Here is a 22,868-nt window from a genome sequence, read left to right as displayed (position 1 = left end):
CCCCCGATCATGGCCTCTCTGCGGTGTCCGGGTCGAGGAGCCGCAGGACGAGTCCGGTGCGCGGCTTGGGGCCGAACGAGGTCGACTTGCGCGGCACCCGCTCGCCCTTGCCCGCGACGGCGAGGACGTCCGCCACCTTGAGCGGGTTCAGGACGACGGCCGTGCCCCCCGCCCGCCGGGCGCGGGCCACGGCGGCGGACGGGTCGTCGTGCACCACCTCGATGGCGTTCTCATTCTCCGGGATGTCCCACACGTGCTCGATGAGGAGATGGTCGAGGACGGCGGTGTGGAGCCGGCGCCAGCGCGGCGAGTGCTCGGACGGCATGCAGCGCGCGAGTGCGTCCTCGTCGGGCTCCGAAAGAAGATGAAAGGTGTCACCTCCGCCGAGAAGGAACGTGGGGCCCTTCGCATTGGCCAAGGCTTCGACGGCGGACCCCTCGTCCAGGAAGTCGGTCACCCGGAAGACCTTGCGGGCCTTGCCGACTGCGTCGTCCGGAGGGAGGCCGGGCAGGACGCGGTGGATCGCGCCCAGATGCGGTGGGTAACGCGTCGAGTCCACCAGGAGCGCCAGCCCGGTGTCCCATGGGCCGGGCCCGTCACCGGCGGCGTGGTGGCGGGCCTGCAAGGCGCGGTAGGTGGCGTAACGGTGATGGCCGTCCGCGATGAGGGCCTGCTTGTCCCGGAGGTCTGTGGCCACGCGCGCGTGCGAGACGGGGTCGGTGATGCGCCACAGCCGGTGCGTCAGCCCGTCGTCGGCGTCGAACTCCACCAGCGGCGCGCGGGAGGCGGCGTCGTCGACGATCCGCGCCGTGTCCCCGCCGCCCTCGTACACCAGGAAGATCGGCTCCAGGTTGGCGTTCGCCGCCGTCATCAGCGCGAGCCGGTCGCGGACCGGGCCGGGGAAGACGTTCTCGTGCGGCAGCACGACGCCGTCGGCCTCCGGGCGCAGCCCCAGCGCGCCGATCAGGCCGCGCTGCAGGACCGTCCCGCCGCGGGCCGCCTCGTAGACGTACAGGGCCGGGTCGGGGTCGATGGCGAGGGCACCCTCGTCCAGCCAGCGGCGGAGCCGTTCGCCCGCCGCCTCGTAGCCCTCCCCGGCGGCGCGCGGCAGGTTGAGCCGGACGATGTTGTGCCCGCCGCCCGCCAGCAGCCGCAGTGCCGCCGCCTCGTCGATCAGGTCGTACGGCGGCATGGTGACCGAGGCCGGATCGCCCGCCACCTCCGGGACGAACCGGACACCGCGGAAGGGGGCCAGCTCCAGGCCGGCGCCCGTGCGCGGCCCGGACGTCCCGAAGATCTGGGCGCTGAACTCCTCCGGGCCGAGACCGGAGGGGAGATCGTCGTCCACGGTGGGCATCGTAGTCGTGAGCGGCGTGTGCGCCGGGAGGCGCCCGGCGCCCCGGCGGGTACGGTGATCCGAGGGGAGGTCCATATGAATGGTCAAGGATCTGGACGGCCGGACGATTCCCCAGCGGACGATCCGGGCGAGCACGCGGCCTCGCCGGGCGGCGGGGTCTACGAGTGGTACACGCGGGGCCTGGAGCTGCTGCGGTCGGGCAGCGCCGCCGCGGCGCTGCAGCTGCTGGCGCGGGCGGCGGAGGCCGAGCCGGGGTCGCACAGCATCCGGGAGGCGCTCGCCCGCGCCCAGTTCGGCGCCCGGCAGTTCGGCGCGGCGGCCGAGAGCTTCCGCGGGATCGTCGAGGAGGAGCCCGCCGAGGACTACGCCCGGTTCGGGCTCGGGCTGGCGCTCAGCCGGCTCGGCGACTTCGAGGGGGCCGTCGAGCATCTGGCGCTCGCCGCCGCCATGCGTCCCGACAACCGGGACTACGCGAGGGCGCTGCGGCACGCCAGGGCCACCCTCGCGGTGCGGCGCTGACCCGCGCCTTACCCGCAGGTAACACCCCCGTACGATCGCACGCATGAGGAGCGCGATGAAAGGCAGCGACCGTCCCCTGAGCGAGGCGTACGACGTCGCCCTGCTCGACCTCGACGGGGTCGTCTACGTCGGCCGCAGGCCCGTCCCGGCGGCGGCGGAGTCGCTCGCCAAGGCGCGGGCGGCCGGGCAGCGTCTCGCATTCGTGACCAACAACGCCTCCCGGACGCCGTCGGCCGTCGCGGCGCTGCTCACCGACGTCGGCGTCCCGGCCGAGGCGGACGACGTGGTGACGTCCGCGCAGGCCGCGGCGCGCCTGCTCGCCGAGCGGCTGCCCGCCGGGTCGGAGGTCCTCGTGGTCGGCGGCATGGGGCTGCGGCACGCCCTGTACCAGCACGGACTACGCCCGGTGTCGACCGCGGCGGGACGGCCGGCCGCCGTCGTGCAGGGCTACCACCCCGGACTCACCTACGGGGCGCTGTCCGAGGGCGCGCAGGCCGTCGCCATGGGCGCGCTGTTCGTCGGGTCCAACGGCGACCTGACCATCCCCGGCGGCGACGGGCCCCCGCACCCGGGGAACGGCGCGCTGCTCCGCGTGATCAGCTCCGCCACGGGCGTCGAGCCGATCGTCACCGGCAAGCCCGAACGCCCGCTGCACCAGGAGTCGATCCTGCGCACGGGCGCCCGGCGCCCGCTCGTGGTCGGGGACCGGCTCGACACCGACATCGAGGGCGCCCACAACGGCGACGCCGACAGCCTCCTGGTGTTCACCGGGGTCACCGGCCACATGCGGGCCCTCACGGCGCCGCCGAACCGGCGCCCCACCTACCTGGCGCCCGATCTGACCGGGCTGCTCGTCCCGCATCCGGAGATCGTCCCGGTGGACGGCGGATACCGCTGCGGCGGCTGGACGGCCCGGCGCGGCGGCGAGACGTTCACCGTCACCGGCTCGGGCGACCCCTACGATGGCCTGCGCGCCCTCGCGTCCGCCGCCTGGGAGAGCGACACGCCGCCGCCCCGCGAAGCCCTCACCGAGGCCATGGAAAGCCTTCCGTTCGCCTCCGCGCCCACCCGCCAGTGAGGTCAGAGCAGCTTGCGGAGGCGCAGCAGATCGAAGATGCTCGCCTCGATCTTGACGCGGCCGGCGACCCACGCCTTGGCCGGGTTCAGTTCGTCGTGCGCCATCGCGACGAGATCGTCGCTGCCCACGGTGAGGCGCACCTGCGCGGACCCGGGGTCGCCGTCCGGCTCGAAGGGGTCGAGACCCCCCTGGTGCAGGCGGGTGCGGTAGGCCAGCCCGAGATCGGGGATGCGGCAGCTGATCGTCCGCTCGACGACGTGCTCGGCGAGCCGGTCGGCGTCCACCTCCGCCAGCCGCGCCGCGACGCGGTCCAGCGCCGCACGGCAGTCCTCCTCGTTCGCCATGGTCAGGCAGTTCCCCGTTCGTCCGGTAACGATGTCGTTCAGGGACGGTAGCGTTCGGGATGAGCCGGAGGCGACTCGTCACGGGCGCTCCGGGACCGCTGGGAGGTAAAACGTGATGTCCGACGAGGCCGCGGGGAGGCCGGAGTTCCCGGCCGCCGGCGAGACCGGGGAGGCCGGGGAGCAGGCGCCGGAGCCGGGGTTCCCGGCCGCGGCGCCGCCCGACCCGACCGGTGATCCGCGCGTGGACGCCGCCGTGGCGCGCCTCGGCGAGCTCGGCGGGCGGCCCGTCCCCGCGCACGTGGAGATCTTCGAGGACGTCCACCAGCGGCTTCAGGAACTGCTCGCGTCCGCCGGGCAGGAGGAGCCGCCCCGCCCCGCCTTCCCCGACGCCCTGCGCCCCCGCCCGTGAGCACTCGCCGGAGACTGGACGCCGAACTCGTCCGCAGGAAACTGGCGCGGTCGCGGGAGCATGCCGCGCAGCTCATCGCCGACGGCCGGGTGCGGGTCGGCGGGCAGCGGGCCGCGAAGGCGGCGACGCAGGTCGAGGCGGGCGCCGCGATCGTCGTGGCCGAATCCGGTGCCGGCCCCGAGTACGTGTCGCGCGGCGGGCACAAGCTCGCGGGCGCGCTGAAGGCGTTCGGCGGCCTGGCGGTGCGGGGCCGCGTCTGCCTGGACGCGGGCGCCTCGACCGGCGGGTTCACCGACGTCCTGCTGCGCGCGGGCGCCGCGCACGTCTACGCGGTGGACGTCGGCTACGGGCAGATCGCCTGGCCGCTGCGCACCGACGACCGGGTCACCGTCCTGGAGCGGGTCAACATCCGCGAGCTGCGGCCGGAGATGCTGGGCGACCCGCTCCCGGATCTGGTCGTCGGCGACCTGTCGTTCATCTCGCTGAAGCTCGTCCTCGGGCCGGTGCGCGAATGCGCCGCGCCCGGCGCCGACTACGCGGTCATGGTCAAGCCGCAGTTCGAGGTCGGCAAGGACCGGGTCGGCGCGGGCGGCGTGGTCCGCGACCCGGAGCTGCGCGCCGACGCGGTGCGCGGGGTGGCGCACCACGCGGCGACGCTCGGCCTGGGCGTCCTCGGGGTGACGGCGAGCCCGCTGCCGGGCCCGTCCGGCAACGTGGAGTACTTCCTGTGGCTGCGCGCCGGGGCCCCGCCGCTGGACGAGGCCGGCCTGGCGAAGGCGATCGAGGAGGGCCCGCGGTGAGCGGCGGGCCCCCGAACCTCCAGGGTCTCCGGAACGTACAGGGCCTTTGGGATGTCCAGGGGACGGCCGAACCGGGAACGTCCTCCCGAGGGGTGTTCGTCCAGACGTCTGTACGCCGGAGCACGCCGGGGAGTGGGGCGAGAGCATGAGCAAAAGGTCGGTGCTGGTCGTGACGCACACCGGGCGGCCCGAGGCCGTCCGCAGCGCGCAGCTGGTCATCGAGCGGCTCAGCGAGGCCGGGATCTGCGTCCGGGTCCTGGACGACGAAGCCGGGCGGATCGGCTGCACGGGCGTGGAGGTCATGCCCAGCACCGCCGCGGCCGCCGACGACGCCGAGGTCGTCATGGTCCTCGGCGGGGACGGGACGCTGCTGCGCGCCGCCGACCTGACCCGCACGTCCGGCACCCCGCTGCTCGGTGTCAACCTGGGGCACGTCGGGTTCCTCGCCGAGGCCGAGCGGGAGGACCTCGCCGCCACCGTCGACCGGGTGTGCACGCGCCGCTACGAGGTCGAGGAGCGGATGACCGTGGACGTCACCGTCCGCCGCAACGGCACCGTGATGGGCACGACGTGGGCGCTGAACGAGGCCAGCATCGAGAAGGGCGAGCGGGAGCGGATGCTGGAGGTCGTCGCCGAGATCGACGGCCGCCCGCTGTCGAACTGGGGCTGCGACGGGGTGGTGTGCGCCACACCGACCGGCTCCACCGCGTACGCGTTCTCCGCCGGCGGCCCGGTCGTGTGGCCGCAGGTGGAGGCGATGCTCGTCGTGCCGATCAGCGCGCATTCGCTGTTCGCTCGTCCGCTGGTGGTGTCGCCGCGCTCATTGGTCGCGGTGGAGGTGCTGCCGGACACGCCCCGCGCCGTCCTGTGGTGCGACGGGCGCCGCACGCTCGACCTGCCGCCGGGCGCGCGGGTGGAGGTCCGCCGCGGCGCGGAGCCGGTGCGGCTCGCGCGGCTGCACCTCACCCCCTTCACCGACCGGCTGGTCACCAAGTTCGGGCTGCCGGTGACGGGCTGGCGCGGCCGGGTCCGGCAGCCGACCCGGCCGTCCCCGCCGCTCGGGGACTCGCAGATCGGCGACGCCCCGGCCGCGGGCGGCATCGCCGGCCCCACCGGGCCGGGAGATGTGCCGGGCGGCGTTCCTGGATCGGACCCGGAGCCGGACGGGGGAGTGTCCGGCGAGCAGAGGGGATAATCTCCACAGGCGCCGATCGGGGATCTGTTTGCGGAGGGTTGTGACGCTGGTGCGTCCGATGATCGATGAGGTGCGGATCCAGGGCCTCGGGGTGATCGACGAGGCCGTGCTCGATCTGTCGCCTGGCTTCAACGTGGTGACCGGGGAGACCGGGGCAGGCAAGACCATGGTGGTCACCAGCCTCGGGCTGCTGTTCGGCGGCCGCGCCGACCCGCAGCGGGTCAGGCCGGGCGCGGGCCGCGCGACGGTCGAGGGACGGATCGCCGTCGACCCGGGCGGCCGCGCGGTGGAGCGGGTCGAGGAGTCCGGCGGCGAGCTGGACGACGGCGCGCTGATCGTGACCCGGTCGGTGTCGGCGGAGGGACGCTCCCGCGCGTTCCTCGGCGGCCGGTCCGTCCCGGTGAGCGTGCTGATCAATCTGGCGGACGACCTGGTCGCCGTGCACGGCCAGTCCGACCAGCAGCGGCTGCTGCAGGCCGGGCGGCAGCGCGCCGCGCTCGACCGGTACGCGGGTGGCGCGCTGACCAAGCCGATGCGCGCCTACACCAAGGCGTACCAGCGGCACCGGCAGGTCACCGCGCTGCTGGAGGAGCTGACGACGCGGGCGCGGGAGCGGTCCCAGGAGGCCGGCGTGCTCCGCTTCGGCCTGGAGGAGATCGAGAAGGTCGACCCGAAGGAAGGCGAGGACGCCGAGCTCGCCGCCGAGGAGGAGCGGCTCGGGCACGCCGACGCGCTGCGCGGCGCGGCCGACACCGCGCATGAGGCGCTGCTCGGCGATCCGGCCGCCGCGTTCGAGGCCGCGAACGTGACCAGCCTGCTCGGCCAGGCCCGCAACGCGCTCGACGCCGTCCGCGAGCACGACCCGGAGCTGGCGGCGCTCGCCGACCGGCTCGCCGAGACCGGCTACCTCGTCTCCGACGTCGGCACCGACCTCGCGTCCTACGCCGAGTCCGTGGACGCCGACCCGGCGCGGCTCGCGGCCGTCCAGGAGCGGCGTGCGGAGCTGACCGCGCTGATCCGCAAGTACGGCGGGACGGACGGGACGGCCGCCGGGGTCCTGGAGTGGGCGCGGACGGCGGCGGCCCGCCTCACCGAACTGGAGGGCGACGACGACCGCATCGATGAACTGCGCGCCGAGCACGCCGAGCTGACCGAGCGGCTCACCGCCGAGGCGGGGGAGCTGACCGCGGTCCGCACCCGCGCCGCCGAGCGGTTCTCCGATGCCGTGACCGGGGAGCTGACGGCGCTGGCGATGCCGCACGCGCGCGTCGTCGTCACGGTGAACCCGACCGGTGACTACGGGCCGCACGGCGTCGACGAGGTCGAGGTCCGGCTGGCGCCGCATCCGGGGTCGCCGCCGCTGCCGCTGCACAAGGGCGCGTCCGGTGGTGAGCTGTCCCGGGTGATGCTGGCGATCGAGGTCGTGTTCGCCGGCGCCGACCCCGTCCCGACGTTCGTGTTCGACGAGGTCGACGCGGGTGTCGGCGGCAAGGCCGCGGTGGAGATCGGGCGGCGGCTGGCGCGGCTGGCCCGCAACGCGCAGGTGATCGTCGTCACGCACCTGCCGCAGGTCGCGGCGTTCGCCGAGCGGCACCTGCTGGTGGAGAAGTCCGATGACGGCACGGTGACCAGCAGCGACGTCACCGCCCTGGACCGGGAGGGACGCGTCCGGGAGCTGTCGCGGATGCTGGCCGGCCTGGAGGACTCCGAGCTCGGCCGCGCCCACGCCGAGGAGCTGCTCGCGATGGCCGCCGAGGAACGGTGACCGCCCGCGGGGTCACCGGGGGTGCCCGCGCGGATGCGCCCGGACATCCGTGCCCTCCGGCGTTGGCTCGCCCGCTCTGGCAGGATGGTCGACGATGAACGACCCGTCACCCACCACCGAGTCCGCCGCCGAGTGGCGCGCCCGGCTGAACCGGAAACTGCCGCGGCGCGTCCTCGCGCTGGGCCGGGCCCGCGACGACGGCCGGGCGGGAGTCAGCGCCACGGTCCGGCTCGACCGCCGCACCAAGAACCTGACCAAGCGGCTGCAACCCGGCGAGGTCGCGGTGATCGACCATGTCGATCTCGACCGTGTCAGCGCCGAGGCGCTGGTGGCGTGCCAGGCGGGCGCCGTGGTGAACGTGGCGCCGAGCATCTCCGGCCGGTACCCGAACCTCGGCCCGCAGATCCTGGTCGAGGCCGGCATCCCGCTGCTGGACGACGTCGGCCCGGAGATTTTCACCAAGCTGCAGGAGGGCGACCAGGTCCGCGTCGAGGGGTCCGCCGTGTTCCGCGGCGAGGACGTCGTCACCAAGGGCACCGAGCAGACCGCCGAGTCCGTCCAGACGGCGCTGGCCGAGGCCAAGGCGGGGCTCGCGTCCCAGCTGGAGGCGTTCGTCGCCAACACGATGGAGTACGTCAAGCGCGAGCGCGACCTGCTCATCGACGGCGTCGGCGTCCCCGACATCGGCACGAAGATCGCCGGGCGGCACGCGCTGATCGTCGTGCGCGGCTACCACTACCGCGAGGACATCGCGACCCTGCGGCCCTACATCCGCGAGTACCGTCCCGTGCTGATCGGGGTGGACGGCGGCGCCGACGCGCTGCTGGAGGCCGGCTACCGCCCCGACATGATCGTCGGGGACATGGACTCGGTCTCCGACGCCGCGCTGACCTGCGGCGCCGAGATCGTCGTGCACGCCTACCGGGACGGCCGCGCGCCGGGCCTGAAACGCGTCCACGAGCTCGGGCAGCAGGCCGTGGTGTTCCCGGCCACCGCCACCAGCGAGGACATCGCGATGCTGCTCGCCGACGACAAGGGCGCGACCCTGATCGTCGCGGTCGGCACGCACGCCAACATGGTGGAGTTCCTCGACAAGGGCCGTGCCGGCATGGCCAGCACGTTCCTCACCCGGCTCCGGGTCGGCAGCAAGCTCGTCGACGCCAAGGGCGTCAGCAGGCTCTACCGCAGCCGCATCTCCACCGGGTCGCTGCTGTTCCTCGTCCTCGGCGCGTTCATCGCCATCGTCACCGCCGTCGCCATGTCCCCGGCGGGGGACGTCATCAGTCCCCTGCTGGCCGACCGCTGGCACGCCTTCGTCTTCTGGCTGACCGGACTTTTCACGTGATCGATTTCCGCTACCACCTCGTCTCCATCGTCGCGATCTTCCTCGCGCTGGCGCTCGGCATCGTGCTGGGCTCCACCACCCTGTCGGACTCGGTGAGCGAAACCCTGCGGCAGCAGGCCAACTCGGCGGCCAAGACCGCCCAGCAGGCCCGGCTGGCGCAGCGGGACCTGCAGCACCAGGTGAACGGGCAGGAGCAGTTCACCAAGGTGCTGTCGCCGCAGCTCGTCCAGAACCGGCTGAAGGGCCAGTCGGTGGTGCTCATCGAGACACCGGGCGCCGGCAACGACAGCATCGAGCAGGTCAGCGAGCTGGCGAAGAACGCGGGCGCCGCCGTCACCGGGCGGGTCACGATCCAGAAGAAGCTTCTGGACGACGACCAGCGGACGGCCGTCGACGAGTTGACCACCCGGCTGAAGGGCGACGGCGTCGAGTTCCCCGCGGACGCGGACGCCTACGACAAGGCGGGCACGGTGCTGGCGAACGCGCTCGTCACCCGGGACCCCGCCAAGTCCGGCCGCGAGGACGCCGCCGGCGGCGCCGTCCTCAACGGCTTCCGGCAGGCCGGGTACGTCACCACCAGCGGCAAGCCCGGCCAGCACGCCACCCTCGCCGTCATGGTCGCGCCCGCCGCCCCGTACGCCTACGACGGCGGCGACGAGGACAACAAGGCGCTGATCTCGCTGGCCGCCGCCCTCGACGCCGCCGGGCGCGGTACCGTCGTCGGTGGCCCGTCGACCTCGGCGCAGGAGGGCGGGCTGATCGCGGCGCTGCGCGACTCCGACTCCGACGGCTCGGTCTCCACCGTGGACGTGGTGGACACCGCGTCCGGGCAGGTCGTGACGATCCTGGCGCTGCAGAAGGAGATCGACGGCAAGTCCGGGCAGTACGGCACGGGCGCCGGCGTGAGCGGCTACCTGCCCTCGCCCGCGCCCACGGCGGGGAAGAACGGGTGACCTGATGAAACGAGGCATCGCCAGGGGTGCGCGGCTCGCGGCGGGCATGGGGCTCGGCGCCGTGGCGGCGCGCGCCGCCTACACCGCGCTGACGCGGCGCCCCCCCGGCCTGAACGGGCTGCCGGGCGAGGAGGTGTGGGGCCGCACCAACCACCGCGGCGAGCCGGTGACGCTGCTGGAGGGCCCCGCGGTCGTCGCGGGCGCCGCCGCGGCCGGGCTGCTCACCCCCGGCGCCGCCGGCCGGATGCGCGCCGCCGCGCTGCTCGCGGGCGCCGGGTCCGGTGCTCTCGGCGGCTACGACGACCTCGTGGGCTCCGCCTCGTCCCGCGGCTTCAAGGGCCACCTGACCGCGCTCGCCCGCGGCGAGGTCACCAGCGGCGCGGTGAAGATCCTCGGCATCGGCGCGACCGGGCTGGCCGCCGCCGCGATCGCCGGGTCGCCCGCCCCGTCCCGGACCGGGCGCGCGTTCGACACCCTCGTCAACGGCGCGATCATCGCGGGCGGCGCCAATCTGATGAACCTGTTCGACCTGCGCCCCGGGCGGGCCGTCAAGGTCGGCCTCATCGCCGGCACGCCGCTGGCGCTGACCCGGTCGGGCTCCGCCGTCGTCGCGGCCCCGCTCGGCGCCGCCGCCGCGCTGCTGCCCGAGGACCTCGGCGAGCGCGCGATGCTCGGCGACACCGGCGCCAACGCGCTCGGCGCGCTGCTCGGCCTCGCCGCGACCCGGCTCGGGCGCGGCCCCCGGCTCGCCGTGCTGGCCGGGGTCGCCGGGCTGAACGCCGCCAGCGAGTTCGTCAGCTTCACCAAGGTCATCGCCGGCAACCCGGTGCTGAACCGCCTCGACATGCTGGGCCGCCGCCCGGCCGCCGCCCCCGCGCCCGCCCTCGCCGTGACCCGGAAGCCCGACATGGGGGACGCGTTCCGCCCGGCCGTCCCGCCGCAAGCCGGCCCGGCGGGCAACGGTGTCGCGGCGGGCCCCGCCTAGGCGCACCGGACGGCTCCGCAGAACGTCCACGAGTGCCTTCACCCATCGTGCCCCCGCCCGGAACATCCCCGCCGGACCGCCGTTCCCCGGCGGGGCGCCGGCTGACCGGCGGCCTCGCGGGCGCCGCCGCCGTCATCGCGGTCATCACCGTGCTGTCGCGGCTCGCCGGGTTCGGCCGCACCTACGCCTTCTCCCAGACGGTCACGACATCCTGCCTGGGCCAGGCGTACTTCACCTCGACGCAGTTCCCCAGCATCGTCTACGAGATCGTCGCGGGCGGCGCGCTCGCCAGCATGGTCGTTCCGGTGCTGGCCGGACCGGCCGAGCGCGGCGACCGCGAGCAGGTCCGCCGGATCGGCTCGGCGCTGCTCACCTGGATCGTCGTGCTGATGGTGCCGCTGTCGGCGCTGATGGCGCTCGGCTCCCGCCCGATCGTGGAACTGCTGGTGGGCCGCGATCTGGAGGGCTGCTCGCGCGCCGACGTCGTGGACGTCGGCTCCAGCATGCTCGCGATCATGTCGGCGCAGATGGTCATGTACGGGATGGCGGTCGTCCTGTACGGGCTGCTGCAGTCGCACCGCCGGTTCGTCGCGCCCGCGCTGGCGCCGCTGATGTCGAGCCTGGTGGTCATCGGCGCCTACCTCGCCTACGCGCCGCTCGGCCGCGGCCACGAGAACGATCTCGCCGGGCTGCCGCTGGACGCGGAGCTGACGCTGTCGATCGGGACGGCGCTCGGCGGTGTCGCGATGGCCGCGACCGCCGGGGTCGCGGCATGGCGGCTGAAGCTCGGGCTGCGCCCGACGCTGCGGTTCCCGGACGGGGTGGCGCGGCGGGTGCGGCGCCTCGCGCTCGCCGGCCTCGCGACGGTCGCGGCGCAGCAGTTGTCGGCGCTGCTGGTCGTCCGGCTGAGCTACCAGGGCACGGGCGGCGCCCTCGCCAACTACCAGTACGCGTGGGCGATCTACCTGCTGCCGTGGGCGATCCTCGCGGTGCCGATCGCGACCAGCGCGTTTCCGCTGCTGTCGGCGCGGATCAGCGCCGCGGAGCAGGACCGGTTCGACCAGATCACCGCGTCCACGACCCGCGCGGTGATCCTGGTGTCGTGCGCGGGCGCCGCCGCGCTGGCCGCCGTCGCCGTGCCGATCGCGGCCGTGTTCAACCCGGGGCATCCCGACCAGCAGGAAGTGCTGTCCCGGGCGGTGCTCGCGTTCGCGCCCGGCCTGCTCGGGTACGGGCTCGTCGCGCATCTCGGACGCGTCCTGTACGCGTGCCACAAGGGCCGGATGGGGGCCGCGGCGGTCGTGACGGGCTGGCTGGTCGTGATGGGCGCGGACGTGGCGCTGGTGCTGTCGGTCGGACGGCAGTGGGTCGTCGCGGCCCTCGGCCTCGGCAACGCCGTCGGGATGACCGTCGCCGGGGTGCTGCTGCTCGGCACGCTCGTCCGCGCCCGCGGCGCCGCGTCCGCGCGGGGGCTCCCGCGCGCGCTGGCGGCCGGGGTGCTGGGCGGCGCCGCGGGCGGCGCCGCCGGATACGGGGTCGCCGCGCTGTTCGGCCCCGGCGGCACCGGCCCGGCCGGTGAGCTGCGCAACGTCGGGACCGGGGCGCTCGCCGCGCTGGCCGCCGGCGCGGTATTCCTGATCATCGCTTTCGTGATCGACGGCCGTGACCTGCGCGCCGTCCTCACCCGGAAGGTGACACGCCATGGCTGACAACCGGGATCTGGACGGGCTGCGCGTCGCGCTCGTCCTCGGCACCAGCGCGGGCGGCGTCGGGCGGCATGTCCGGTCCGTCGCGGCGGGCCTCGCCGGACGCGGCGCCCGCGTGCTGGTCTGCGGGCCGCCGTCGACCGAGGAGATGTTCGGGTTCGGTGACGCGGGCGCCCGGTTCGCCGAGGTCGGCCTCACCGACCGGCCCCGTCCGGTGAACGACGCCAGGGCCGCCGCCCGGCTGCGTTCGCTGCTGCGCGGCGCCGATGTCGTGCACGCCCACGGGCTGCGGGCCGGTGCCCTCGCCGTGGCGGCCCGCGCGCGGGTCGCGCCGGAGCCGCTGCGGTTCTCCCGGGGAGGCCCGCCGCTGGTCGTCACCCTGCACAACGCCGTCATCACCGGCGGGCGGACGGCCGCGGTGTACGGGATGCTGGAGCGGATCGTGGCCCTCGGCGCCACCCGCGTCCTCGGCGTCTCTCCCGATCTGGAGGAACGGATGCGGTCCCTCGGCGCCCGGTCGGTGGGGCACGCGATCGTTCCCGCGCCCGCGCCGCAGGCTCCGCCGGGCCCGGCCGTCCGCGCCGACCTGCGGGCCGAGCTGGGCGTGGGGGAGCGGCCGCTGATCATCACGGTGGGGCGGCTCGCCGCGCAGAAGGGCCTGCCCACGCTGCTGGACGCCGCGGCGGTGTGGGCGGGACGCACCCCGCCGCCGCTCGTCGCGATCGTCGGCGACGGCCCGCTGGAGGACGAGCTGCGAGCCAGGATCGAGGCCGAGGACCTGCCCGTCCGGCTGCTCGGCCGCCGCTCCGACGTCCCCGGGCTGCTGGCCGCGTCCGATGTGGCGGTCGTGCCGAGCGTGTGGGAGGGACAGCCGCTGATCGTCCAGGAGATCCTGCGGGCGGGCCGGCCGCTGGTCGCCACGCGTGTCGGTGGCATCCCCGCCATGGTCGGCGCAAGGGACGCTGCGGGGGGAGCGGCCGGGCGGCCCGCGGGCGGGTCGCTGCTGCACGGACCGGAGAGCGAGGCGGCGCTGCTGGTGCCGCCGGGCGACGCCGAGGCGCTGGAGCGCGCGGTGAGCCGCGTTCTGGACGACCCGTCGCTCGCCGCGCGGCTCGGCTCGGCCGCCGCCGAGCGCTCGGCGCTGCTGCCCGGCGAGGACGACGCCGTCGACCAGCTCGCGAGCATCTACCGGGAACTGACCGACACCCGGCGCTGACACCGCGCCGCCGGGTGCCTTGGACGCGCCGACCGGGGCCGGGGTTCGGAACGGGACCGAGAAAAATCGGCGGCGCGGGAACCGTCCCGGCGCGGGCCGCGTTCAAGAAGATAACGGAGGGGAGTATCCCCGCGCGCGGTGCTCGTCAATACGGTCGGCCCATGCCGGCCCGGGCTCCGCGGCCCGCGCTCGGTTTTCAGGGCGGGAGAGACCTCCGGCGCTCGTTCGTGTCCGCCGGAGGTGTTCACATTGTCCGTCACCCCATGGGTCTGGGCCCTGACCATAGCGGGGATCCTCGCGGTCATCGCCGCCGACCTGTTCCTCATCCACCGCAACGACACGCGGGAGTTCACCACCCGCAGGGCCGCGTTCTGGTCGGTGGTCTACATCGGTCTCGCCGTGCTGTTCGGCCTCGGCGTGTGGATCTTCGCCGGTGGCCGGTACGCCGGCGAGTACTTCGGCGGGTTCGTCACCGAGAAGAGCCTCAGTGTCGACAACCTCTTCGTGTTCATGGTGATCCTCGCGCGGTTCGCGGTGCCGAAGCAGGCGCAGCACACCGTCCTGATGGCGGGCATCGTGATCGCGCTGCTGCTGCGCGGGTTGTTCATCGCGGTCGGTGCCGCCGCGATCTCGACGTTCACCTGGGTCTTCTTCATCTTCGGCGCGTTCCTCATCTGGACGGCGTTCGGGCTCGTGCGCGGCGGCGACGAGGAGGAGTTCAAGGAGAACGTGCTGCTGCGGTGGGCCAAGCGCGTCCTCCCGACCTCGGACGAGTACGACGGCAGCCGGTTCGTCGCCCGGCGGGACGGCCGCCGGCTGCTCACCCCGATGGCCGTGGTGATGATCGCGATCGGTTCCACCGACGTGCTGTTCGCGCTGGACTCGATCCCGGCGATCTTCGGGCTGACGACCGAGCCGTACCTGGTGTTCACCGCCAACGCGTTCGCGCTGATGGGGCTGGTCCAGCTGTACTTCCTGCTCGGCGGCCTCACCGACCGGCTCGTCTACCTCGGGCACGGGCTGGCGTTCATCCTCGGCTTCATCGGCCTCAAGCTGATCTTCCACGCGCTGCACGAGTACGGTGTCGCGTGGGCGCCGGAGATCCCGATCTGGCTGTCCCTCGCGGTGATCGCCGGAACCCTCGCCGCGACCACCGTGGCGAGCCTCGCCGCCGGCCGTCGGCCGTCCGCGAAGGGGATGCACGAGCCGCTCCACGAGATCGAGGTGGACGAGGCGGACGCCCCCGCGACACGCGAGGGCTGAGACTTGCGCCACGCACTCCCACTGACCCGAACCCTGTTCTAGAATCTCGGTCAAAAGGTCTGAGAGAGGGTTGACGCATGGCCATCGGGCTGACCGAGGAGCACGAGGCGCTCGCCGAATCGGTGCGCGGCTTCGCCGAGCGCAACATCCCGGCGGCGGCCGTCCGGGCCGTGCTGGACGCGGACGAGGAGACCAGGCCCGGGTTCTGGCCCGCGCTGGCGGAGCAGGGCCTGCTCGGCCTGCACCTGGCCGAGGAGCACGGCGGCCAGGGCTACGGCCTGCTGGAGCTGTCGGTCGTGCTGGAGGAACTGGGCCGCGCCGCCGCGCCCGGCCCGTTCCTGCCGACCGTCCTCGCGAGCGCGGTCATCGACGCGTCCGGCAACGCCAAGCTCCACGCGGAACTGCTGCCCGCGCTCGCCGACGGGTCGAAGACCGGCGCCGTCGCGCTGGACGGCGCGCTGACCGGCCGCCGCGACGGCGACTCCCTGGTGGTGTCCGGGACGTCCGGGACGGTGCTCGGCGCCGCGCTCGCCGACGTGATCGTGCTGCCGGTCGCGGTGGACGGCGGTGAGCAGTGGGTCGCGGTGGACGCCGCCGACCTCACCGTCACCCCGGTCGCGAGCCTGGACAGGGGCCGCCGCGTCGCCGCCGTCGAGGCGTCCGAGGTCGCCGTCGGCGCCGACCGCGTCGTGGACGGCCTCACCGCCGGCCGGGTCCGGGACCTCGCCGCCGCGCTGTTCGGCGCCGAGGCCGCCGGCCTCGCCGGCCGGCTGGTGACGACCGCCGCCGAGTACGCGAAGGTGCGCGAGCAGTTCGGCCGCCCGATCGGGCAGTTCCAGGGCGTCAAGCACAAGGCCGCCCGCGCGCTGATCGCGCTGGAGCAGGCCCGCGCCGCCGCGTGGGACGCCGCCCGCGCCATGGACGAGGGCACCGGGGCGGCCGGGGCGGCACAGACGCGTTTCGCCGCCGCCGTCTGCGCGGTCGTCGCGCTCGACGCCGGCGTCCAGACCGCCCGCGACGCCATCCAGATCCTCGGCGGCATCGGCTTCACCTGGGAGCACGACGCGCACCTCTACCTGCGCCGCGCCCTCACCCTGCGGGCGCTGCTCGGCTCGTCCGCGGGCTGGGCCGCCGAAGTCGCGGGGCTCGCGCTGGCCGGGGGCCGCCGCGAGGTCGTCCTCGAACTCGACGAGGACGCCCAGCCGCTCCGCGAGCGCATCCGCGCCGAGATCGCCGAGCTGGCCGCGGTCGAGGACAAGGACGCGCTCGCCGCCCGGATGGGCGACGAGGGCTGGACCGTCCCGCACTTCCCGAAGCCGTGGGGCCGGGAGGCCGGCCCGGTCGAGCAGATCCTCATCCAGCAGGAGCTGAAGGCCGCCAAGGTCAAGGCCCCGAACCTGGGGATCGGCGCGTGGCTGGTCCCCTCCCTGGTCCGCTACGGCTCCGACGAGCAGAAGGAGCGGTTCCTGCGCCCGACGCTGCGCGGCCAGATCGTCTGGTGCCAGCTGTTCTCCGAGCCGGGCGCAGGGTCCGACCTCGCGTCGCTGTCGATGAAGGCGGAGCGGGTCGAGGGCGGCTGGAAGCTCACCGGCCAGAAGATCTGGACGTCCCTGGCCCACCACGCCCAGTGGGGGTTCTGCATCGCCCGCACCGACCCGGACGCGCCCAAGCACGACGGCATCACCTACTTCCTGGTGGACATGAAGGCCGCGGGCGTGGACGTCCGCCCGCTGCGGGAGCTGACCGGCGAGGCCCTGTTCAACGAGGTCTTCCTGGACGGCGTGTTCGTCCCGGACGAGCAGGTCGTCGGCGAGGTGAACCGGGGCTGGCAGGTCGCGCGGAACACGCTGTCGAACGAGCGGGTGTCGCTGTCGACCGGTGGCGGCCTCGGCATGGGCGTCCCCGAGCTCCTGCGCTTCTTCCGGGACCGCGACCTGGACCCCGTCGCCACCGCCGAGGTCGGCGGGCTCGTCGCGCAGGGCCAGTCGATCGACCTGCTCGGCCTGCGCACGACCCTCAAGCAGCTGAACGGCGTGGAGCCGGGCGCGGAGGCCAGCGTCCGCAAGCTCCTCGGCGTCCAGTTCAACCAGGACGTCGCCGACTACTGCTGGGCCGCCCAGGGCACGGCCGCCGCCACCGAGGTCCCCCTGACCGAGAGCGGCATCGTCGCCCGCGCCATGCTGTTCAGCCGCGCCATGACCATCTACGGCGGGACCACCGAGGTCCAGCTGAACATCATCGGCGAACGCCTCCTCGGCCTGCCCCGCGACCCCGAGCCCGGCAAGTAGGGCGGGGCACGGAGGTTGGGCCTCAGCCACCGGTCACGGGCCGGGCGACCGGAGGGCGCCCGGCCCGTGGCGGAGGTACCCGGGGGTCGCCCCCCTGGGTCAACGCGGCCGGAAGGCGTAGGTGAAGTTGATCAGCACGATGCCCGCGATGGCGAAGAGCAGGCCGGGCAGGCCGGCGTTGACGACGCCGATCGCGCTGAGCGGGATGGCGGCGAGCAGCGACAGCACCGCCATGGCCAGGCTGTGATCGCGTTCACCGCCGCGCGATGCCGGCGGGGCCGGGCGGCGGCCGGGCCGCGGCGCGGCGGCGCGCGTGCCGAGTGCCTCCTCGATGCGGTCCACGACCTTCTCGATGAAGGCGTCGTCGTAGTCGGGCCCCAGCTCGCGCCGGGCCGCCATCGCCGCCGTGAGGTCCTCACGCGGCAGCCGTGGGATGGTCATGGTTCCGTTATAGGCGGGCACCCTCCCCGCCTGCCTCACACCCAGGGGCGAACCGTCCCGTACCCCAGAGGTATTAAGCGCAATACACTGCCGCTTTCTGTGCAGATCAACCGGAGGTCTCGGTGACCCGTGCGAGTGTCCTCGGCGTTTGCGCCGTCGCCATGATCGTGTTGAGCGGGTGCGGCGGCGGCGAGGAGAAGGACGCCGCGGGGTCCGCCCCGTCCGCGCCGGCGACGACCCTGGCGCCGCTGCCGGCGGTGAAGCCGTCTGAGGTCAAGCCGCTCGTCGGACGCTGGGTCGGTACCGCCAAGGACTACTTCCAGTTCACGGCCGGCGGCAATGGCGTGTGGGTGCGGGGCAAGCAGAAGCTGTGGAGCGGGTCGGTCATCCCCGAGGGCGGCGGCGAGTTCCGCTTCTCCTGGAAGGGCGGCGATCCGCAGACCGCCTCCTACTGGGGCGTCTCCCTGGAGGACGAGACGACGCTCGTCTTCGCCGGCACGAACCAGAAGTACAAGAAGGTCGTCGCGAAGAAGGGCAACGGATGACCGACGGGATGTTCGCCTCCCCGGCCGATGTGGAGGCCAGGCTCGCCGAGGTCGGCTACCTCGCGGACGAGGCGATCGCCACGACCGCCTACCTCGCGCAGGCGCTCGGGAAGCCGCTGCTCGTGGAGGGGCCGGCCGGGGTCGGCAAGACGGAGCTGGCGAAGGCCGTCGCCGCGGCGACCGGCGCGGAGCTCATCCGGCTGCAGTGCTACGAGGGCTTGGACGAGGCACGCGCGCTCTACGAGTTCAACTACAAGAAGCAGCTGCTGGCCATCCAGGCCGCCCCCGCCGACCGGGCCTGGCAGGAGACCCACGACGACATCTTCTCCGAGGAGTTCCTGCTGGAGCGGCCGCTGCTGGCGGCGATCCGGCGCCCGGACCCGACCGTCCTGCTGATCGACGAGGCGGACAAGGCCGACGTCGAGGTGGAGGGCATGCTGCTGGAGGTCCTGTCCGACTTCCAGGTGACGATTCCGGAGCTCGGAACGGTCAGCGCGGTGCGGCGCCCGTTCGTGGTCATCACCTCCAACGCGGCGCGGGAGCTGTCGGAGGCGCTCAAACGCCGCTGCCTCTACCTGCACCTGGACTACCCGGCGCCCGACCGGGAACGTGACATCGTCCTCGCGCGGGTGCCGGGAATCGAGGCGGAGCTGGCCGAGCAGCTCGTCCGGACGGTCGGGACGCTGCGCGACCTGGAGATCAAGAAGGCCCCGTCGATCGCCGAGACCGTCGACTGGGCGCGCACCCTGCTGGCGCTCGGCCTGGACGACCTGGACGAGGCCGCCGTCGCCCGCACGCTCGGCGTCGTCCTCAAACACGTCTCCGACCAGGAGCGCGCCGTCAGGGAACTGGGGCTGCGGGGCTGAGATGGCATCGCTCGTCGACCGGCACACCGGGTTCGTGGCGGAGCTGCGCCGGGCCGGGCTGCCGGTCTCGGTCGCCGAGGGCCTGGACGCGGTACGCGCCCTGCAGACGATCGACCTGCTCGACCGCGCGGCGCTGCGCGCCGCGTACGCCGCCACGCTCGTCAAGCGGCCTCAGCACCGTCCGACGTTCGACATGCTCTTCGACCTGTGGTTCCCGGCGGCGGTCGGGGACGGCGCCGGGAGGGCGCCGCAGCGTCCCGCGCGGACGCTCGGCGACGACGGGCGTCCCGTCCCGCCCGCGCTGGACCCGGAGATCCAGGCCCGCCGCGACGAGCTGGCCGGGCTCCTGCTCTCCGGCGACGACGCGGGCCTGCGCCGATTCGCCCGGACGGCCGTCGCCGAATACGGGCGGCCCCCCGGCCAGGAGTCGTGGTTCTCCTCCGGTGTCCTCGCCGCGCTGTCGCCCGACACGCTCATGGCGCGGCTGCTCGGCGCCGTCCTGGGCGGGCAGGAGCGCGGCGGCATGGCCGAGCGGGTCGCGCGCCGGACGTTCCGCGACCGCATCGCCCGTTTCCAGGACCTCGTCGCGGGCGAGGTGCGGCGCCGCATCGCCGAGGACACCGGCGTCGAGCGGACCGCGCGCATCGCCGTCCGCCCGCCGCTGGAACGGCTCGATTTCGCCGGCGCCACCCGGGCCGAGATGGAGGCGCTGCGCCGCGAGGTGTATCCGCTGGCCCGCAGGCTGGCGTCCCGGCTGGTGCAAAAGCAGCGGCACGGCAGGCGGGGACGGCTCGACTTCCGCCGGACGGTCCGCGCGTCCCTGGCGAGCGGGGGAGTGCCGCTCACCACCCGCCACCGGCCGCGCCGCCCGCACAAGCCGGAGCTGGTCGTGCTGTGCGACGCCAGCGACTCGGTGTCGGCGTTCGCGCACTTCACGCTGCTGCTGACGTTCGCGCTGCGGGAGCAGTTCAGCAAGGTCCGCGCGTTCGCGTTCATCGACACCACCGACGAGATCACCAAGTACTTCTCCCCGGGCGCGGACGTCGCGGACGCGATGGCCCGCCTCGCCGCCGAGGCCGACCTCGTCTGGATCACCGGCCGCTCCAACTACGGCCACGCCATCAAGGTGTTCGACGAGAAGTACCGGGACGCGATCACGCCCAGAACGTCCCTGCTGATCCTCGGCGACGCGCGCTCCAACTACGGCGAGCTGTCCCTGCCGATCCTGCGGTCGATGGCCGGCCGCGCCCGGCACGCGTACTGGCTCAACCCCGAGCCGCGCGCCCAGTGGGACACCGGCGACTCCGCCGCGTCCCGGTACGGCGAGCTGCTGCCCATGTACGAGTGCCGCAACCTGGCCCAGCTCACCGCGTTCGCCGAGGAGCTCGCCCAGCCCCGGCCGCAATGATGCGCGCCCGAGTGAGCGATCCCTCCGCGAGACCGCGGCCCAGGCGGACCCTCTTCGGTCCCATCTGGCGGTTCATCGACGGTGCCCCCGGCGACTCGCGCGCCCGCATCGCCCGCCGCGCCCGCATCCTCGTCACGATCGCGACCGGCCTCGCCAACCTCGGCGGCGCGCTGGTCGTCCTCGCGTTCGCGGTGCTCGTGCCCGACCCGGCCGGGCACGTCTCCGCGCGGCTCCAGCGCATCAACCTGATCGTCTTCACCGGCTACGTCGCCGCGGCCGTGCCCGCCGGCCTCCTGCTCGGCGAACGGTTCTTCCGCCGTGTCCGGCGCCTGGTCGAGCGGCACGACGAACCCGGCCGGCACGAGCGGGCCCTGCTGCTGTACGGGCCGCTGCGGCTGATGGCCCTGCACCTGACGCTGTGGGGCATCGGGACGGTCGGCTGGGTCGCCGTCAACGCCCCGTTCTCCGCCCTGCTGGCCGTCAAGCTCGGTCTGACCAGCCTCCTCGGCGGCCTCACCACCTGCACGGTCGTCTACCTGCTCAGCGAACGGCTGCTGCGCCGCGCGGTCACCACGGCGCTGCGCAGCGAGCTGCCGAGCCGCACCGGCCTGCCCGGCGTCGTCGCGCGCTCGGTGCTCGCCTGGGGCCTCGGCACCGCCGTCCCGATCCTCGGGCTGATCACCCTCGCCATCGGCTCCTTCCTCATCGCCGAGGTCACCGTGCGGGACTTCGCCGTCGCCGTGCTCGCGCTCGGCGGCATCGCGCTGGTCGTCGGGCTCGGTGTCACCTACACCGCCGCCCGCGCCATCGCCGACCCGGTCGAATCGGTGCGGCGCGGTCTCGCCCGCGTCCAGCGCGGCGACCTGGACGTCGAGGTCCCCGTCTACGACGCCAGCGAGATCGGACTGCTGCAGGCCGGGTTCAACCACATGGCCGCCGGGCTGCGCGAGCACGAGCGGCTCCGGGACCTGTTCGGCCGGCAGGTCGGCACGGACGTCGCGCGCGTCGCCCTGGAACGCGGCATCGACCTCGGCGGCGAACTGCGCGAGGTTGCGGTGATCTTCGTGGACATCATCGGCTCCACCCGGCTCGCCGCCGACCGCCCGCCCGCCGAGGTCGTCCGGCTGCTGAACGACTTCTTCGCCGTGGTCGTCGAGGTCATCGGCGCGCACGGCGGCTGGATCAACAAGTTCGAGGGCGACGCCGCGCTCGCCGTCTTCGGGGCGCCGCTCCCGCTGGACGGCCTGCCCGGCCGCGCGCTCGCCGCGTCCCGCGAGCTGGCCCGCCGGCTGCGCGCGGACGTCCCCGGCCTGCGCGCCGCGATCGGCGTGTCGGCGGGCGAGGCCGTCGCCGGGCACATCGGCGCCGAGGAGCGCTTCGAGTACACGGTGATCGGCGACCCGGTGAACGAGGCCGCCCGGCTCACCGAGATGGCCAAGAACACCGAGAACCGGGTCTTCGCGGCGGGCTCGCTCGTCGCGCGGGCCGAGCCGCGGGAGGCCCGGCACTGGTCGCTCGGCGAGGAGGTCGTTCTCCGGGGCCGGACACAGGCCACCCGGCTCGCCTCGCCCCGCCCGGCGGCCCGCCCGTCGGCCCGCCCGTCCGGGCGCGTCCCGACCTAGGCCGGGCCGAGGGTGGCGCCCTTCAACGTGGTGTAGAAGGGCGACTCGGACAGCCGTGAGCCCTTCTCCTCGCCGATGTAGACGTCGGCGTGGTTCTCACCCCCGTAGCCGGGGCGGAACAGGTCCATGACCGTCCAGCGGGCCTTCCGGAACGCCGCGCACACCTTGCCCTCGATCGGACGGCCGTTGCCGTCCTTGCCGCAGTCCACGATCGTGAACCGCCGCCCCCGCGCCAGCACGGACCTGTCCGCCGCCGCGGACGCCCACGGCTCCAGCGGACGGCCTCGCGAGTCGCGCGTCGTGTCGTCCAGCCAGAAGCCGACGCTGTGCGACCAGTTCAGGTACCGGCCGCGGTGCGGACCGCCGGTGAGGCGCCCGCTGCCCTCCATCTGGACGACCGTGAGGAAGTCCTCCGGGTACGACCCGAGCGGCGTCTTCCCGTGCGAACAGTGGAAGCGGGTGCAACCGCGGACGGCCTTGCGCCTGCCGCCGTAGAGGCTCTCAAGCGCGGTGTAGTAGGTGGTGATGCGCCACCCGCCGGCCCGCCCGAGCGGCCCGGACGGCTCGGACAACTCGGCCGAGCCGGGTGACTCGGCCGGCCGGGGACGCACCGGCGCCGCGGACACCGTCGTCACGGGATCGGCCGCGGCCGCGGTGGGCGGCGGGACATCGCCCGCCGCCTCCCCGGCGCTCTGGCCGCACCCCGCCAGCGTCCCGCACAGCATCAGCGCCACCGGTGCCGCGCCTCTCATCGCACCCCTCC

Annotated in this window: 20 protein-coding genes and 1 pseudogene; 17 read left to right on the top strand and 4 right to left on the bottom strand. The window is 74.3% G+C overall.

Features of this window, described 5'->3' with window-relative positions:
- Positions 1-7 precede the first annotated feature (7 nt).
- On the bottom strand, positions 8-1,357 hold the full coding sequence (locus tag ACQP1N_RS19555) for a DUF1015 family protein (protein ID WP_084263410.1): 1,350 nt from the start codon (positions 1,355-1,357) through the stop codon (positions 8-10).
- Positions 1,358-1,432: 75 nt separating this feature from the next.
- On the opposite strand from ACQP1N_RS19555, the gene ACQP1N_RS19550 reads away from it, so the two are divergent.
- The gene (locus tag ACQP1N_RS19550; protein WP_433225772.1) at positions 1,433-1,876 is read left to right on the top strand and encodes a tetratricopeptide repeat protein; all 444 of its coding nucleotides are present in this window, start codon (positions 1,433-1,435) and stop codon (positions 1,874-1,876) included.
- Between the two features lie 55 nt (positions 1,877-1,931).
- Complete coding sequence (locus ACQP1N_RS19545; RefSeq protein ID WP_433232766.1) at positions 1,932-2,954, top strand: HAD-IIA family hydrolase; 1,023 nt, start codon at positions 1,932-1,934, stop codon at positions 2,952-2,954.
- A gap of 2 nt (positions 2,955-2,956) precedes the next feature.
- On the opposite strand, the gene ACQP1N_RS19540 is transcribed toward ACQP1N_RS19545, so the two are convergent.
- Positions 2,957-3,298 (bottom strand): SCP2 sterol-binding domain-containing protein, encoded by a 342-nt coding sequence (locus ACQP1N_RS19540; RefSeq protein ID WP_067805714.1) that lies wholly within the window; start codon positions 3,296-3,298, stop codon positions 2,957-2,959.
- Between the two features lie 112 nt (positions 3,299-3,410).
- On the opposite strand from ACQP1N_RS19540, the gene ACQP1N_RS19535 reads away from it, so the two are divergent.
- The 11 genes and pseudogenes from ACQP1N_RS19535 to ACQP1N_RS19485 all read left to right on the top strand — a co-directional run bounded on the left by ACQP1N_RS19535 (position 3,411) and on the right by ACQP1N_RS19485 (position 17,223).
- Complete coding sequence (locus ACQP1N_RS19535) at positions 3,411-3,707, top strand: hypothetical protein (protein ID WP_131733020.1); 297 nt, start codon at positions 3,411-3,413, stop codon at positions 3,705-3,707.
- Positions 3,704-4,507 carry a TlyA family RNA methyltransferase gene (locus tag ACQP1N_RS19530; protein WP_433225769.1) on the top strand — a complete coding sequence of 268 codons (804 nt, stop codon included), beginning with the start codon at positions 3,704-3,706 and terminating at the stop codon, positions 4,505-4,507. Before ACQP1N_RS19535 ends, ACQP1N_RS19530 begins: the two co-directional genes overlap by 4 nt.
- A 145-nt stretch (positions 4,508-4,652) precedes the next feature.
- Positions 4,653-5,537, top strand: a pseudogene (locus ACQP1N_RS19525) (NAD kinase); the annotation flags it as partial.
- A gap of 223 nt (positions 5,538-5,760) precedes the next feature.
- Positions 5,761-7,467, top strand: coding sequence for a DNA repair protein RecN (gene recN, locus ACQP1N_RS19520; protein ID WP_067805736.1), 1,707 nt, complete (start codon positions 5,761-5,763; stop codon positions 7,465-7,467).
- A 94-nt stretch (positions 7,468-7,561) separates the two neighbouring features.
- The gene (gene steA, locus ACQP1N_RS19515) at positions 7,562-8,812 is read left to right on the top strand and encodes a putative cytokinetic ring protein SteA (protein WP_084263412.1); all 1,251 of its coding nucleotides are present in this window, start codon (positions 7,562-7,564) and stop codon (positions 8,810-8,812) included.
- Positions 8,809-9,765 carry a copper transporter gene (locus ACQP1N_RS19510; protein ID WP_067805724.1) on the top strand — a complete coding sequence of 319 codons (957 nt, stop codon included), beginning with the start codon at positions 8,809-8,811 and terminating at the stop codon, positions 9,763-9,765. The genes steA and ACQP1N_RS19510 overlap by 4 nt, the downstream gene beginning before the upstream one ends.
- Before the next feature lie 4 nt (positions 9,766-9,769).
- Positions 9,770-10,750, top strand: coding sequence for a hypothetical protein (locus ACQP1N_RS19505; RefSeq protein WP_433225766.1), 981 nt, complete (start codon positions 9,770-9,772; stop codon positions 10,748-10,750).
- A gap of 32 nt (positions 10,751-10,782) precedes the next feature.
- The gene (gene murJ / locus ACQP1N_RS19500; RefSeq protein ID WP_433225764.1) at positions 10,783-12,459 is read left to right on the top strand and encodes a murein biosynthesis integral membrane protein MurJ; all 1,677 of its coding nucleotides are present in this window, start codon (positions 10,783-10,785) and stop codon (positions 12,457-12,459) included.
- Positions 12,452-13,672 carry a glycosyltransferase family 4 protein gene (locus ACQP1N_RS19495; protein ID WP_433225762.1) on the top strand — a complete coding sequence of 407 codons (1,221 nt, stop codon included), beginning with the start codon at positions 12,452-12,454 and terminating at the stop codon, positions 13,670-13,672. Before murJ ends, ACQP1N_RS19495 begins: the two co-directional genes overlap by 8 nt.
- Before the next feature lie 249 nt (positions 13,673-13,921).
- Positions 13,922-14,935 carry a TerC family protein gene (locus ACQP1N_RS19490; protein WP_067796459.1) on the top strand — a complete coding sequence of 338 codons (1,014 nt, stop codon included), beginning with the start codon at positions 13,922-13,924 and terminating at the stop codon, positions 14,933-14,935.
- Between the two features lie 77 nt (positions 14,936-15,012).
- The gene (locus tag ACQP1N_RS19485) at positions 15,013-17,223 is read left to right on the top strand and encodes an acyl-CoA dehydrogenase (RefSeq protein WP_433225760.1); all 2,211 of its coding nucleotides are present in this window, start codon (positions 15,013-15,015) and stop codon (positions 17,221-17,223) included.
- A gap of 99 nt (positions 17,224-17,322) precedes the next feature.
- Here ACQP1N_RS19485 and ACQP1N_RS19480 read toward each other — a convergent pair whose 3' ends face one another.
- Positions 17,323-17,664: a hypothetical protein gene (locus ACQP1N_RS19480; protein WP_067796443.1), complete on the bottom strand. Its 342-nt coding sequence runs from the start codon at positions 17,662-17,664 to the stop codon at positions 17,323-17,325.
- 122 nt (positions 17,665-17,786) lie between these two features.
- Here ACQP1N_RS19480 and ACQP1N_RS19475 point away from each other — a divergent pair, with 122 nt between their 5' ends.
- Genes ACQP1N_RS19475 through ACQP1N_RS19460 form a run of 4 tightly spaced genes read left to right on the top strand, consistent with a single transcriptional unit; the run spans position 17,787 to position 22,105 of the window.
- Positions 17,787-18,209, top strand: a complete 423-nt coding sequence (locus tag ACQP1N_RS19475) for a hypothetical protein (RefSeq protein ID WP_067796440.1) — start codon at positions 17,787-17,789, stop codon at positions 18,207-18,209.
- On the top strand, positions 18,206-19,075 hold the full coding sequence (locus tag ACQP1N_RS19470; RefSeq protein ID WP_067796437.1) for an AAA family ATPase: 870 nt from the start codon (positions 18,206-18,208) through the stop codon (positions 19,073-19,075). Before ACQP1N_RS19475 ends, ACQP1N_RS19470 begins: the two co-directional genes overlap by 4 nt.
- Position 19,076: 1 nt before the next feature.
- Complete coding sequence (locus tag ACQP1N_RS19465) at positions 19,077-20,483, top strand: vWA domain-containing protein (protein WP_067796434.1); 1,407 nt, start codon at positions 19,077-19,079, stop codon at positions 20,481-20,483.
- An 11-nt stretch (positions 20,484-20,494) separates the two neighbouring features.
- A complete protein-coding gene (locus ACQP1N_RS19460; protein ID WP_242608650.1) occupies positions 20,495-22,105 on the top strand; it encodes an adenylate/guanylate cyclase domain-containing protein in 1,611 nt (536 codons plus the stop codon).
- On the opposite strand, the gene ACQP1N_RS19455 is transcribed toward ACQP1N_RS19460, so the two are convergent.
- Positions 22,102-22,857 (bottom strand): hypothetical protein, encoded by a 756-nt coding sequence (locus ACQP1N_RS19455; protein ID WP_067796430.1) that lies wholly within the window; start codon positions 22,855-22,857, stop codon positions 22,102-22,104. The genes ACQP1N_RS19460 and ACQP1N_RS19455 overlap by 4 nt on opposite strands.
- Positions 22,858-22,868 lie beyond the last annotated feature (11 nt).

The organism is Actinomadura formosensis (assembly GCF_050948385.1).
Taxonomy (GTDB): Bacteria; Actinomycetota; Actinomycetes; order Streptosporangiales; family Streptosporangiaceae; genus Spirillospora; species Spirillospora formosensis.
This window is presented reverse-complemented; position numbering and strand designations above follow the sequence as displayed.